This window comes from Paraburkholderia sp. JPY465 (assembly GCF_050436725.1).
Classification (GTDB): domain Bacteria; phylum Pseudomonadota; class Gammaproteobacteria; order Burkholderiales; family Burkholderiaceae; genus Paraburkholderia; species Paraburkholderia youngii.
In genome coordinates, this window is the sequence record NZ_JBNDMT010000003.1 from 214,310 (window position 1) to 228,013 (window position 13,704).

13 protein-coding genes are annotated in these 13,704 nt (G+C 66.1%); 9 read left to right on the forward strand and 4 right to left on the reverse strand.

Going from position 1 to position 13,704, the window contains the following annotated elements:
- Nucleotides 1-42 precede the first annotated feature (42 nt).
- From waaF to QFZ94_RS15555, 3 genes are all read right to left on the reverse strand, one after another.
- Nucleotides 43-1,068, reverse strand: a complete 1,026-nt coding sequence (waaF, locus tag QFZ94_RS15545; RefSeq protein WP_176105137.1) for a lipopolysaccharide heptosyltransferase II — start codon at nucleotides 1,066-1,068, stop codon at nucleotides 43-45.
- Between the two features lie 198 nt (nucleotides 1,069-1,266).
- Entirely contained in the window at nucleotides 1,267-1,461 is a 195-nt protein-coding gene (locus QFZ94_RS15550; protein ID WP_013090430.1) for a zinc-finger domain-containing protein, read from the reverse strand.
- 74 nt (nucleotides 1,462-1,535) lie between these two features.
- Nucleotides 1,536-2,459 carry a branched-chain amino acid transaminase gene (locus QFZ94_RS15555; protein WP_429458000.1) on the reverse strand — a complete coding sequence of 308 codons (924 nt, stop codon included), beginning with the start codon at nucleotides 2,457-2,459 and terminating at the stop codon, nucleotides 1,536-1,538.
- A gap of 226 nt (nucleotides 2,460-2,685) precedes the next feature.
- Between QFZ94_RS15555 and QFZ94_RS15560 the strand changes: the two genes are divergently transcribed.
- The 9 genes from QFZ94_RS15560 (at nucleotide 2,686) to QFZ94_RS15600 (ending at nucleotide 12,320) form a co-directional block, all read left to right on the forward strand.
- On the forward strand, nucleotides 2,686-3,441 hold the full coding sequence (locus tag QFZ94_RS15560) for an AzlC family ABC transporter permease (protein WP_429458003.1): 756 nt from the start codon (nucleotides 2,686-2,688) through the stop codon (nucleotides 3,439-3,441).
- A complete protein-coding gene (locus QFZ94_RS15565) occupies nucleotides 3,438-3,761 on the forward strand; it encodes an AzlD domain-containing protein (RefSeq protein ID WP_429458006.1) in 324 nt (107 codons plus the stop codon). The genes QFZ94_RS15560 and QFZ94_RS15565 overlap by 4 nt, the downstream gene beginning before the upstream one ends.
- A 279-nt stretch (nucleotides 3,762-4,040) precedes the next feature.
- On the forward strand, nucleotides 4,041-5,234 hold the full coding sequence (locus tag QFZ94_RS15570; RefSeq protein ID WP_429458008.1) for a phosphoglycerate kinase: 1,194 nt from the start codon (nucleotides 4,041-4,043) through the stop codon (nucleotides 5,232-5,234).
- A gap of 436 nt (nucleotides 5,235-5,670) precedes the next feature.
- Nucleotides 5,671-7,107, forward strand: a complete 1,437-nt coding sequence (pyk, locus tag QFZ94_RS15575) for a pyruvate kinase (protein ID WP_013090425.1) — start codon at nucleotides 5,671-5,673, stop codon at nucleotides 7,105-7,107.
- Between the two features lie 187 nt (nucleotides 7,108-7,294).
- Nucleotides 7,295-8,359, forward strand: a complete 1,065-nt coding sequence (fba, locus tag QFZ94_RS15580) for a class II fructose-bisphosphate aldolase (RefSeq protein WP_368583970.1) — start codon at nucleotides 7,295-7,297, stop codon at nucleotides 8,357-8,359.
- Nucleotides 8,360-8,492: 133 nt separating this feature from the next.
- Entirely contained in the window at nucleotides 8,493-9,383 is an 891-nt protein-coding gene (locus QFZ94_RS15585) for a phosphoribosylaminoimidazolesuccinocarboxamide synthase (RefSeq protein ID WP_013090424.1), read from the forward strand.
- Between the two features lie 57 nt (nucleotides 9,384-9,440).
- Nucleotides 9,441-9,959 (forward strand): 5-(carboxyamino)imidazole ribonucleotide mutase, encoded by a 519-nt coding sequence (gene purE / locus QFZ94_RS15590; protein ID WP_368583969.1) that lies wholly within the window; start codon nucleotides 9,441-9,443, stop codon nucleotides 9,957-9,959.
- A gap of 104 nt (nucleotides 9,960-10,063) precedes the next feature.
- Nucleotides 10,064-11,260 carry a 5-(carboxyamino)imidazole ribonucleotide synthase gene (locus QFZ94_RS15595; RefSeq protein WP_429458011.1) on the forward strand — a complete coding sequence of 399 codons (1,197 nt, stop codon included), beginning with the start codon at nucleotides 10,064-10,066 and terminating at the stop codon, nucleotides 11,258-11,260.
- A 10-nt stretch (nucleotides 11,261-11,270) separates the two neighbouring features.
- Nucleotides 11,271-12,320, forward strand: a complete 1,050-nt coding sequence (locus QFZ94_RS15600) for an L-threonylcarbamoyladenylate synthase (RefSeq protein ID WP_429458014.1) — start codon at nucleotides 11,271-11,273, stop codon at nucleotides 12,318-12,320.
- A 106-nt stretch (nucleotides 12,321-12,426) separates the two neighbouring features.
- Here QFZ94_RS15600 and QFZ94_RS15605 read toward each other — a convergent pair whose 3' ends face one another.
- Nucleotides 12,427-13,656, reverse strand: a complete 1,230-nt coding sequence (locus tag QFZ94_RS15605) for an SGNH/GDSL hydrolase family protein (protein WP_429458016.1) — start codon at nucleotides 13,654-13,656, stop codon at nucleotides 12,427-12,429.
- Nucleotides 13,657-13,704: the final 48 nt, after the last annotated feature.

A 13,704-nucleotide genomic window follows, 5' to 3' on the forward strand; every position in this document is an offset into this window, starting at 1 on the left:
GCGCTCGGGGGCGTGCGGTGTTGCGTGCAAGTACCAGTCGGCTCAGCGCTGCGCGAGCAGCATGCCGCGCAAATCGCCGAAAACCTGCTCGGCGCTCAGCTGCTTCAGGCAGTTCAGATGACCGAGTGGGCACTCGCGCTCAAAACAGGGGCTGCATTCGAGATGAAGCCATTGTACCTTCGCGAGCTCGGACAAGGGCGGGGTGTGGCGCGGATCGGTCGAACCGAAAACGGCCACGAGCGGGCGGCGCAGCGCGGCGGCGACGTGCATCAGGCCGGAGTCGTTGGTGACGACCGCGTTGGCCCGAGCGATCAGCGCGCAGGCCTCGCCGAGCGCGGTCTGGCCGCACAGGTTGCGCACGTTCGGCGCTTTTTCGGCGATCGCCTGCGCGAGCGGCGCGTCTTTCGGCGAACCGAGCGCGACGATCTGCGTGTACGGGAACGACTGGCCGACCATCTGCGCAAGCGCCGCGAAGTGCTCGGGCGGCCAGCGCTTGGCGGGACCGTACTCGGCGCCCGGGCAGAACACCAGCAGCGGCACGCGGGTATCGAGATTGAAGCGCGCCGATACGCGCGACGCCTCGTTCAGATCCGTGTCGAGACGGGGCATCGGCAGATCTTCGGGGACCTTGGCGCCGGGCGCGTAGGCGAGGGCGGCGTAGTGGCCGACCATCGGCGGCCGGGCGTCCTTGCGCGGATTCGCGTGACGCACGTTCAACATGCCGTAGCGACTCTCGCCGGTGTAGCCGATGCGCAGCGGAATGCCCGCCAGCCACGGAATCAGCGCTGACTTGAACGAGTTCGGCAGCACGTAGGCCGCGTCGTAGCCGACGTCGCGCAGATCGCTCGACAGCTGCCAGCGGCGCAGCATCTGCAGCTTACCGTGGGCGAGATCGGTCGCGTAGACGTCGCGGATTTCCGGCATGCGTTCGAGCACGGGGGCGACCCAGCTGGGCGCGACCGCGTCGATGACGATGCGCGGATGCAATTTCACGAGGCGCGCAAACAGCGGCTGCGCCATCAATGCGTCACCGATCCAGTTCGGTGCGATAACCAACGCGCGACGCATCAGGGTGAGTGTCCGGTGTCGATAACAAGCGCCGCGCGCGATGCGCGTGGCGCTCGGATGGGTAGAAGGGGAAAGCGGGAAGCCGCGCGGCGCGAGGCCCGCGGGTCGTGCGATCGAGCCTGCGGCGCGTCGAGCGCGCGATCAGAACGTCACGCCTCGCGCCGCTGAAGCCGGCTCAGAACCGCTCGATGCGTTCGATCAATGACCCTTGATCACTTCGCCGTCGCGCAGCTTGTAGCGCGTGCTGCAATACGGGCAACGCGCTTCGCCGTGCGACACGTCGATGAAGACGCGCGGATGCGCGCTCCAGCGCGGCATGGCCGGGTTCGGACAATATGCCGGCAGATCTTTTGCCGTCAGTTCGACCAGCGGCATTTCCTTGATTTCGCTCATGACACTTTCTCGTTGTATGCGGGGTGCTTGCAGTGCGCCGCCGACGGGCGGCGCTGCGCATCTCAGAACGTCGCTCAGATTTTCGTGAGCCAGTGCGCGTACTTCTCGCTCTTGCCGTTCACGACGCCGAAGAAGGCGGACTGCAGCTTTTCGGTGATCGGGCCGCGCACGCCGGCGCCGATCTGGCGGTTGTCGAGTTCACGGATCGGCGTGACTTCGGCTGCCGTGCCGGTGAAGAACGCTTCGTCGCAGGTATAGACTTCGTCGCGCGTGATGCGCTTTTCGATCACATGGATGCCCATGTCGCGCGCGAGCGTGATCACGGTGTCGCGCGTGATGCCGTCGAGGCACGACGACAGGTCGGGCGTGTACAGCTTGCCGTTGTTGACGAGGAAGAAGTTCTCGCCCGAGCCTTCCGACACGTAGCCGTCGACATCGAGCAGCAGTGCTTCGTCATAGCCGTCGGCGATCGCTTCCTGGTTCGCGAGGATCGAGTTCACGTACCAGCCCGACGCCTTTGCGCGCACCATCGACACGTTCACGTGATGGCGCGTGAACGACGACGTCTTCACGCGAATACCCTTGGTGATGCCGTCTTCGCCGAGGTACGCGCCCCACGGCCACGCGGCGATCGCGACGTGGATCGTGTTGCCCTTGGCCGACACGCCGAGCTTTTCCGAGCCGACCCAGATGATCGGGCGCAGATAACAGGTTTCGAGCTTGTTCTCGCGCACCACTTCACGCTGCGCGGCGGCGAGCGTTTCATGGTCGAACGGCACGTCCATCTGGAAGATCTTCGCCGAGTTCAGCAGGCGCTTGGTGTGCTCCTGCAGGCGGAAAATCGCGGTGGCGCCGTCGGCCGTCTTGTAAGCGCGCACGCCCTCGAACACGCCCATGCCGTAGTGCAGCGTGTGGGTGAGCACGTGGATTTTGGCATCGCGCCAGTCGATGAGCTTGCCATCCATCCAGATCTTGCCGTCGCGGTCGGCCATTGACATACGGTTCTCCAGCAGGTGCGTTATGAGGTGCGGCCATGAGCGCAGGACATAGCCGGGAGCGCTATTTTAGCGTCTTTTGCACACACAACGGGCATTTGGGCGCACCCTGGACGCTATAATCCAGCGCACGCATAAATCCAATCGGGATGCGCCAGCAGGAGGTCTCGCAAGCTGGTGCCGGCCCGGCCTTCTCGACGGCGTTTCCTGCGCCCGCAATCTTCGCCCGATGCTCGCTCGACTGTCCGACACCGATCGCCGCGCTTTTCGTGAAGGCGCGCGCGCCTATGCGCCCACGCTGATGGCAATTTTTTCCTGGGGCCTCGTGACGGGCATCGCGATGAGCAAGTCCGTGCTGACGCTGCCGCAGGCGCTCACGATGTCGCTGCTGTGCTACGCCGGTTCGTCGCAGCTGGCGGTGCTGCCGCTCCTCGCGGCGAAGCTGCCGGTGTGGACCGTGCTGCTGACCGCGGCGATGGTCAACACCCGCTTCGTGATCTTCAGCGTCGGCCTCGCGCCGCACTTCTCTTATCTGCCGATGTGGCGGCGCATCGTGCTCGGCTATTTCAACGGCGACGTGATCTATCTGCTGTTCGTCAAGAGGAGCTTTCCGACCGGCTACGTGCCGGGCAAGGAGGCGTACTTCTGGGGCATGGCGGTAGCGAGCTGGCTGTCGTGGCAGGTGTCGTCGATCGTCGGCATCCTGCTCGCGAGCCTGATTCCCGACAACTGGGGGCTCGCGCTCGCCGGTACGCTCGCGCTGTTGCCCATCATGGTGTCGGCGGTCGCGACGCGCTCCACGCTGGCCGCGGTCAGCGTGGCCGCCATCGTGGCGCTGCTCGCGCTCGATCTGCCGTACCGGCTCGCGCTGCCGTTCGCGGTGATCGCGGCGATCGTCGCCGGCAGCGCAGCCGACCTGATGATCGAGCGCGCGGACCTGCGCCGCATCCGCGGCGTAAACGATCGCGCCGGAGACTCCCGATGACCTCAACGCAAATCTGGCTCGCCATCATCGGCATGACCTTCGTCACCGCGCTCACGCGCGCGATGTTCCTGATCGGCGGCGAGCGCACGGTGCTGCCCGCGCGCGTGCAGAAAATGCTGCGCTACGCGCCGGCCGCCGCGCTCGCCGCCGTGGTGGTGCCCGACGTGCTGACGACACCCGAGGGGCTGTCGTTCGCGGCTTCCAATCATGAGCTCTACGCGACCCTCGCCGGCCTCGGCTGGTTTTTGTGGCGCCGCACCATGCTCGGCACGATCGTGACCGGGATGGTCGTGTTCACGCTGATGCGCGTCTTCCTGTGACGGTCCGGCCCCAGGTGTGGCGATGACGCCGCGGCGCGCGGCATCGACGGCCTCGCGGTCAAATACGCGACATTCGCCGCGTCGCGGTCAGATGGCCGTTGGGATCAGTTAAAATGCCCTTTTCCGGGTTGAGCGCGCCGCAGCAAGGCGCCTAGTGCCGCGGCCGGCCGCCGGCGCCCGATCCCGCGGAGCCGTTGGGCCGAAGCGCCGGAGTTCGCCGCGCCTCGTCCCCGCGCGCTGTCCGCCACCGCCTTCTCATCAACTCGCCTACTCAAGCCCATGAACAAGGTATTGCGTCTCTCCGACCTGATCGCCGAAGGCAAGCTGTCCGGCAAACGCGTGTTCATCCGCGCCGATCTGAACGTGCCGCAGGACGATCAAGGCAACATCACCGAAGACACCCGCATCCGCGCTTCCGTACCGGCCATCAAGGCCGCGCTCGACGCCGGCGCCGCCGTGATGGTCACCTCGCACCTGGGTCGCCCGACCGAAGGCGACTTCAAGCCGGAAGATTCGCTCGCGCCAGTGGCGAAGCGTCTCGCCGAGCTGCTCGGCCGCGACGTGCCGCTCGTCGCGAACTGGGTCGAAAACGGCGTGAACGTCGCGCCGGGCTCGGTCGTGCTGCTCGAAAACTGCCGCGTCAACAAGGGCGAAAAGAAAGATTCCGACGAGCTCGCGCAGAAAATGGCCAAGCTCTGCGACATCTACGTGAACGACGCGTTCGGCACCGCGCACCGCGCGGAAGCGACCACGCACGGCATCGCGAAGTACGCGCCGGTTGCCTGCGCCGGTCCGCTGCTCGCGGCTGAGCTCGAGGCACTCGGCAAGGCGCTCGGCGCACCGAAGCGTCCGCTGGTGGCGATCGTCGCGGGTTCGAAGGTGTCGACCAAGCTGACCATCCTGAAGTCGCTCGCTGAGAAGGTCGACCAGCTGATCGTCGGCGGTGGCATCGCCAATACGTTCATGCTCGCGGCCGGCCTGAAGATCGGCAAGTCGCTCGCCGAGGCCGATCTTGTCGCCGAAGCGAAGGCGATCATCGACGCGGCGAAGGCCCGCGGCGCCTCAGTGCCGATCCCGACCGACGTGGTCACGGCCAAGGAGTTCTCGCCGACCGCGGAGGCCGAAGTGAAGGCCGTCGCCGATGTGCAGGACGACGACATGATCCTCGACATCGGCCCGGAAACGGCCAAGGTGCTCGCCGCACAGCTCGAGAAGGCCGGCACGATCGTGTGGAACGGCCCGGTCGGCGTGTTCGAGTTCGACCAGTTCGGCAACGGCACGAAGACGCTCGCGGACGCGATCGCGCGCTCGGCGGCGTTCTCGATCGCGGGCGGCGGCGACACGCTCGCGGCGATCGCCAAGTACGGCATCCACGATCAGGTCAGCTACATTTCGACGGGCGGCGGCGCGTTCCTCGAGTTCCTCGAGGGCAAGAAGCTGCCGGCGGTCGAAGTTCTGGAATCGCGGGCTTAACGTGGCGACGCGCTCCCCAGCGGCGAAGTCGACCAAGGCGCGTGGCGCGAAAGCGCCGCGCGGTAACGCGACAACGCCGGCACGGGAGCGCGCGACACGCGCGGTCGCTGCGTCGGCGAGGGCCGAACAGGACGTGGCCGCCGAGGCGCTAGTAGCGCCGGCGGCCACCGACGCGGAGCAGCCGCCAACTTTGCAAGCCGAATCTGGCCAACACGATTCGGCCCGGCCGGAACAGCCTTCCGGCAAGCAGCACAGCGGATCTCCGGCGCGCGAGGCGCCGGTCCCGAATACCGCATCACCCGCATCACCTGCCTCACTCCACAAAGCGACACCGGCCACAACCGGCGCGCGACCCCACGTAGCATCTTTCGATGCGCGAACTCCGCAGCAGCCCCGCAGCGCTCTTTCCAGCGATCCCATCCAGACGAGGAGACTCATGCATCGCGCCACCAAGATTGTCGCTACTGTCGGTCCGGCTTCCAGCACGCCGGAAATCCTGCTGCAAATGATTCAGGCAGGATTGGACGTGGTGCGGCTCAATTTCTCACACGGCACCGCCGACGACCATCGTCAGCGCGCCGAATACGTTCGCGAGGCGGCCCGTCAGGCCGGCCGCGAAGTCGCCATCATGGCGGACCTGCAAGGCCCGAAGATTCGCGTCGGCAAATTCGAGAACGGCCGGACGACGCTCGTCACCGGCAATCCTTTCATCCTCGATGCGGAATGCGAGCTCGGCAACGACGAGCGCGTCGGCCTCGACTACAAGGATCTGCCGCGCGACCTGAAACCGGGCGACGTGCTGCTGCTCAACGACGGCCTGATCGTGCTCAACGTGCAGCGCGTGATCGGCCAGGAGATCCACACGATCGTGAAGATCGGCGGTGAGCTGTCGAACAACAAGGGCATCAACCGCCAGGGCGGCGGTCTGTCGGCGCCCGCGCTGACCGCGAAGGACATGGAGGACATCCGCACGGCGATGTCGCTCGGTGTCGATTTCATCGCGGTGTCGTTCCCGAAGAACGCGACCGACATGGAAATGGCCCGCCAGCTCGCGAACATCGCCGGCGCGCCGTACGGCATCAAGCCGAAGATGATCGCGAAGATCGAACGCGCTGAAGCGATTCCGGCGCTGCAAGGCATTCTCGACGCGTCGGACGGCATCATGGTCGCGCGTGGCGACCTGGCCGTGGAAGTGGGCAATGCCGCCGTGCCGGCGCTGCAAAAGCGCATGATCCGCATGGCGCGCGAGTCGAACAAGTTCGTGATCACCGCGACGCAGATGATGGAGTCGATGATCCACGCGCCGGTACCGACCCGCGCGGAAGTGTCGGACGTCGCCAATGCGGTGCTCGACGGCACCGACGCGGTGATGCTGTCGGCGGAATCGGCGGCGGGCAAGTATCCGGTGCAGACCATCGAGACCATGGCCGCGATCTGCGTCGAAGCGGAAAAGTCCGAGCAGTCGGAGCTCGACAAGGACTTCCTCGACCGCACGTTCACGCGGATCGACCAGTCGATCGCGATGGGTGCGCTGTTCACCGCCTATCACCTCGGCGCCAAGGCGATCGTCGCGCTGACCGAGTCGGGCTCGACCGCTCTGTGGATGTCGCGCCACTGGACCCACGTGCCGATCTTCGCGCTGACGCCGCGCGTCGGCAGCGAACGGGCGATGGCGCTTTACCGCAACGTGACGTCGCTGCATCTGGACACCAACACCGACCGCGACACGGCGCTGCAGCAGGCGCTCGAAACGGTGGTCGGCAAGGGCTACGCTTCGCACGGCGACATGGTCGTGCTGACGGTCGGCGAGCCGATGGGTCAAGCGGGCGGCACCAATACGTTGAAGATCGTGCGGGTCGGTGAGCCGTACTGATCAGGCAGGACTGCTCGATCGGCACGGGCTCGATTGAGCGAAGCAGGCCGGCGAGAGCCGCACGGCCCATGTGCGACGGCGCACCAAAGCGCCGGTGTCGCCGCGGGAACGCCGCCTGCTTCGCGATAAAATCGCCGCAAAAGATGCCGACGGCAAAAGAATTCGTTTCAATCCAAGGAGTTTAAGCATGCCTCTCGTATCAATGCGTCAACTGCTGGACCATGCCGCGGAAAACGGCTATGGCCTTCCGGCATTCAACGTGAACAACCTGGAGCAGGTGCAGGCGATCATGGCCGCGGCCGACAAGGTCAACGCCCCGGTCATCATGCAGGCGTCGGCTGGTGCGCGCAAGTACGCGGGCGAGCCGTTCCTGCGCCATCTGATCGAAGCAGCGGTGGAGTCGTATCCGCACATTCCGGTCGTGATGCACCAGGATCACGGTCAGTCGCCGGCGGTGTGTATGGCGGCGATCCGCAGCGGCTTCACCAGCGTGATGATGGACGGTTCGCTCGAAGCCGACGGCAAGACGGTCGCATCGTACGAGTACAACGTCGAAGTGTCGCGCAAAGTCGTCGAAGCGGCGCACTCGATCGGCGTCACCGTCGAGGCGGAACTGGGCGTGCTCGGTTCGCTCGAAACGATGAAGGGCGACAAGGAAGACGGCCACGGCGCCGAAGGCACGATGACGCGCGAGCAGCTGCTGACCGATCCGGAGCAGGCCGCCGACTTCGTCAAGCTGACCCAGTGCGACGCGCTGGCCATCGCGATCGGCACCTCGCACGGCGCCTACAAGTTCAGCAAGAAGCCGACGGGCGATATTCTTTCGATCCAGCGCATCAAGGAAATCCATCAGCGCATTCCGAACACGCACCTCGTGATGCACGGTTCGTCGTCGGTGCCGCAGGAATTGCTCGCGGAAATCCGCGAATTCGGCGGCGACATGAAGGAGACCTACGGCGTGCCGGTCGAGGAAATCCAGGAAGGTATTCGTCACGGCGTGCGCAAGGTCAACATCGACACCGACCTGCGTCTGGCGATCACGGGCGCGATCCGCCGCTACATGGCGACCAACCCGAGCAAGTTCGATCCGCGCGATTACCTGAAGCCGGCGCGCGAAGCGGCGATGAAGATCTGTATCGACCGTTACATGCAATTCGGCTGCGAAGGCCAGGCTGGCAAGATCAAGCCGGTTTCGCTTGATAAAATTGCGGAGAAGTACAAGTCGGGCGAGCTCTCGCAAGTCGTCCGCTAAGCTGTAGTTTTGGCTCCGCACCTGGCCGTTTGGCCAGGTTGTCGTCCGATCGCCGTTCCCGCATCATCGGGGGAACGGCGTTTCCCTTTTGTTCCGGTCACATTTTTTGCCCCACTTTTAGCGAATCACGACGATGTCTACCCTCTACGAATCCACGCTCCGCTCGCTGCCGCTGCTCGGCCGCGGCAAAGTCCGCGACAACTATGCGGTGGGCAACGACCAGTTGCTGATCGTCACGACCGACCGTCTGTCGGCGTTCGACGTGATCATGGGCGAGCCGATTCCGAACAAGGGCCGCGTGCTCAACGCGATGGCGAACTTCTGGTTCGAGAAGCTCCAGCACGTGGTGCCGAACCACCTGACGGGCGTCGCGCCCGAGTCGGTGGTCGCGCCGGACGAAGTCGAGCAGGTCAAGGGTCGCGCGGTGGTCGTCAAGCGTCTCGAGCCGATTCTCGTCGAAGCGGTGGTGCGCGGCTATCTGGCCGGCAGCGGCTGGAAGGATTACCAGGCCACCGGTTCGGTCTGCGGCGTGCAACTGCCGGCAGGCCTGCAGAACGCGCAGAAGCTGCCCGAGCCGATCTTCACGCCGGCCGCCAAGGCCGAGATGGGCCACCACGACGAAAACATCACCTACGACGAGATGGAGCGCCGCATCGGCACCGAGCTGTCGGCCACGATCCGCGACATCTCGATCCGGCTGTACAAGGAAGCCGCTGATTACGCGGCGACGCGCGGCATCATCATCGCGGACACGAAGTTCGAATTCGGTCTCGACAACCACGGCAAGCTGTATCTGATGGACGAGGCGCTCACGGCCGATTCGTCGCGCTTCTGGCCGGCCGATCAGTACCAGGTCGGCACCAACCCGCCGTCGTTCGACAAGCAGTTCGTGCGCGACTGGCTCGAAACCCAGCCGTGGAAGAAAGAGCCGCCGGCGCCGAAGCTGCCGGACGACGTGGTCGCGAAGACGGGCGAGAAGTACCAGGAAGCGCTCGAGCGCCTGACCGGGCACAAGCTCGACTGATCTGATTGCGCGCGCCGTGTCAGGCGCGCATCGCCCGGAAACAAGGAAGCCGTAAAGATGAGTGAAGCACAAACCGCCCACAAGCATGATGCGCCGGTCGTCGGCGTATTGATGGGCTCCAGTTCCGACTGGGAAGTGATGAAAAACGCCGTCGCGATTCTGCAGGAATTCGGCGTGCCGTACGAAGCGAAGGTCGTGTCCGCGCACCGCATGCCAGACGAAATGTTCGCCTATGCTGAAAGCGCGCGCGAGCGCGGCATTCGCGCAATCATCGCGGGCGCGGGCGGCGCCGCACACCTGCCGGGCATGCTGGCCGCGAAGACCACGGTGCCGGTGCTCGGCGTGCCGGTCGCGAGCAAGTATCTGAAGGGCGTCGATTCGCTGCATTCGATCGTGCAGATGCCCAAGGGCGTGCCGGTCGCGACCTTTGCGATCGGCGAGGCGGGCGCCGCGAACGCGGCGCTGTTCGCGGTGTCGCTGCTGTCCGGCACCAGCACCGAATACGCGGACAAGCTCGCTGCATTCCGCGTGCGCCAGAACGAAGCGGCTCACGCGATGGTATTGCCGGCGCTGTAAGCGCGCCGGTTGTTTGATAAGACGTCCCCTGTCCGACCCCCGGCCGGGTGCCCGCCGCTCTGTATGCGAGCGCGACGCGTATCCGGCTGCGACCGACCACCAAGATGAACCCAGACAACACACCGGTTTCACCGATTCTGCCCGGCGCATGGCTTGGCATGGTCGGTGGCGGCCAGCTCGGCCGCATGTTCTGTTTTGCCGCCCAGGCGATGGGCTATCGCGTCGCCGTGCTCGATCCGGACGAAACCAGCCCGGCCGGCGCGGTCGCCGACCGCCACCTGCGCGCAGCCTACGACGACGAAGCGGCGCTGACCGAACTCGCGCGGCTGTGCGCGGCGGTGTCGACCGAATTCGAGAACGTGCCGGCCGCGAGCCTCGACTTTCTCGGCAAGACTACCTTCGTGAGCCCGGCCGGGCGTTGCGTCGCCGTCGCGCAAGACCGGATCGCCGAGAAGCGCTTTATCGCGTCGTCGGGCGTGACGGTTGCGCCGCACGTCGTGATCGAGTCGTCGGATGCGCTTGCGGCGCTGGGCGATGCCGAGCTCGAAGCGGTGCTGCCCGGCATCCTGAAAACGGCGCGCATGGGTTACGACGGCAAGGGCCAGGTTCGCGTGCGCAACGCCGAGGAAGTGCGCGAGGCGCATGCATCGCTCGGCGGCGTGCCGTGCGTGCTGGAGAAGCGCCTGCCGCTGAAGTTCGAAGTGTCGGCGCTGATCGCGCGCACGGCGAGCGGGGCGTCGGTTGTCTATCCGCTTGCGCAGAACACCCATCGCGACGGCGTGCTGTCGCACACCATCGTTCCCGCGCCGGACGCATCGCCCGCGCTCGTGCAGCAGGCTCAACAGGCCGCGCTGCAGATCGCCGGGAAGCTCGGCTATGTCGGCGTGCTGTGCGTCGAGTTCTTCGTTCTCGAAGACGGCTCGCTGGTCGCCAACGAAATGGCGCCGCGTCCGCACAACTCCGGCCACTACACGGTCGACGCGTGCGCGACGAGCCAGTTCGAGCAGCAGGTGCGCGCGATGACCAGCATGCCGCTCGGCGACACGCGCCAGCATTCGCCGGCGGTGATGCTGAACATCCTCGGCGACGTGTGGTTCCCGGACGGTCCGAAGCGCGCGGCGGTCACGCCGCCGTGGCAGGAAGTCGCGGCGATGCCGGCCGCGCGCCTGCATCTGTACGGCAAGGAAGAGGCGCGTTGCGGCCGCAAGATGGGTCACGTGAACTTCACCGCGTCGACGCTCGAAGAAGCCCGCACGGCGGCGCGCGATTGCGCGCGGCTGCTGCATATCGCTACCAGCTGAAGCGCGCGCCATGCCGGATCAACAGAAACCCGCCGAGGACGCTACCAACGCGTTGCCGGTCAGCGCGGCGCAGATCGAGCAGGCGGCGGCCTTGCTCGACGCGGGTGGGCTGGTCGCGTTTCCGACGGAGACCGTGTACGGCCTCGGCGGCGATGCCGAGAACCCGGACGCGGTCGCGCGCATTTACGCGGCGAAGGGGCGGCCGGCCAATCATCCGGTGATCGTGCATCTCGCGCCGCACGGCGATCCGAACTACTGGGTCGAACATTTGCCATCCGATGCACAGCGCCTGATCGACGCATTCTGGCCGGGACCGCTGACGCTGATCCTCAAGCGCGCCGCGCGCATACCCGCGGCGGTCAGCGGCGGACAGGACTCGGTGGGCTTGCGCTGCCCGTCGCATCCGGTTGCGCAGGCGTTGCTCGAAGCGTTCAGCGCGTTGCGCAGCGGGCATGGCGGCGTCGCCGCGCCGTCGGCCAACCGCTTCGGACATGTGAGCCCAACCGCCGCGCAGCATGTGCGCGACGAGTTCGGCAGCGCGATTCATGTGCTCGATGGCGGCGCGTCGGATGTCGGCATCGAGTCGACGATTCTGGATCTGTCGCGCGGCTTTCCGGCGCTGCTGAGGCCAGGTCGCGTGACGCCGCAGGATATCGCCGACGTGCTCGGCGAGGCGCCGCGTCTGCCCGACGGGTCGGACGCGACCGCGCCACGCGCGTCGGGCACGTTGAAAGCGCATTACGCGCCGCGCACGCCGCTCGCGCTGCTGCCGTTCAGCGAGCTCGAGCCGCTGCTCGCGGTGCGCGAGCAGGGCGAGCGCGTCGCGCTGGTCGCGCGCGCGTCGCGTGCGGGACAGTGGGCCGATGCCGACGGCGTGCATTTCGTCGCCGCGCCGGAAGATCCGCACGTCTATGCACGCGAACTCTACGGCTTGCTGCGCGCGCTCGATCGCGCGAACGTCACGCGAATTCTGATCGAGAAGCTGCCGGACACGATCGAATGGATCGCGGTCAACGATCGGCTCGGGCGCGCGGCGGCGGCATTCGAAGCGCAGAACTGATGCGATCGGCTCGCTGCGGTGCATAGCGCGGCTACCCGAAAAAGGCAAAGGCCCGGCTCGTTCAACGAGCCGGGCCTTTTGCTATCCAGGCAAGCTTGACGCTGTGTTACTTGCCAAGCCCGCTAGCAGCGATTTGCTTCTCGACCTGCTGCGCGATCAGCGCGCCCGTATGGGTGCTCGGATGCACGAGGTCGGCGAAAACGTAGCTCTGGTCCGCGCCGGCCACCGTGTAGGTCTGCGGCGAGCAGAACAGCGACGACGCGAGTAAGTTGCCGAAATCCGCGGGCGTCTGACCGGATGCGAGCACGCTCGGGTTCTTCGTCGCGTAGGCGGTCGCGGCCGCGTTCATCGACGCCAAGTTACACGCGGTGCCCGTATTCGACACGGTGAAGCCGAGCGCCTGATAGTTGGCCAACGTCTGGTCCAGCAACGTGTACGAGTCCAGGTAGATGACCTGCGAGGTCGACGCGAGGCCTTGCTTCAGCACGCTGTTGTAGGCCTGGACCAGCCCGTCGATGACTGCCAGGCCTTGTGGGCCCGCGGCGAGGCCTTGCGGCGTTTTCGCGATATCAGGCACGTTCGACACCACCACATGTTGCGCGCCCGCGGCGACGATCTTTTGCACTGTGCCGACGAACTTGGTCGCCGCGGTCACGATCGCCGCTCCTTGGGCCTGCGCGACCGACTGGATCGCGGCAGTTGCTGCCGCCTGCGCGTCGGCCGGGTTGGCGCCGTTTGCGATCGCCGCCGCCGCCGTTGCCGCCGCTTGCGCGCTGGCAGCCGAGATCGTTTGCACCGCGATGAAGATGTCGTTCGCGCCGCCGTTGATCAGCACGAGCTGGTTCCCATTGAAGCTGTTGTTGTGCGCAGACAGATACTGGCTGACCTGTGTCGTGACCGGCACCGTAGTCGCGGCCATGCTGTTCGGCGCGAAGCCGATGCCCGGTTGCAAATCGACACGCGATCCGCCTTGCGCATAACCGAGACCGCCCGCCGCGGTGAGCGGGTTGCCGAAGCCGCCGACGTAGGCGGGGGTGAGCGTGCCGCCGTAGTACTCGGCGACCTTCTGCGTCCAGATTTCGCCCGGATTGGTCGTGAAGCGGCCGCCGCCCGTGCCGACGTTCGCCTGAACCGCGGCCTGGTAGGTGCCGACATCCGACAGGCTGTCGCCGAACGACACGACCTGCAGCGAGACGCCCCCCGGCGGCGTGTTGCTGCTCGAACTATTGTTGTCGCCGCCACCGCCGCATGCCGCCAGCGCGGCGAACGCGGCGCTCGCCACGGCGATCTGCGTGACGCGCAACCATTGCTGTTTCTTCGAAGCGGTTTGATTCATGTTGACTACATCTCCTCTTATATGTGGCCCTTGATGCCATGCGTTGCA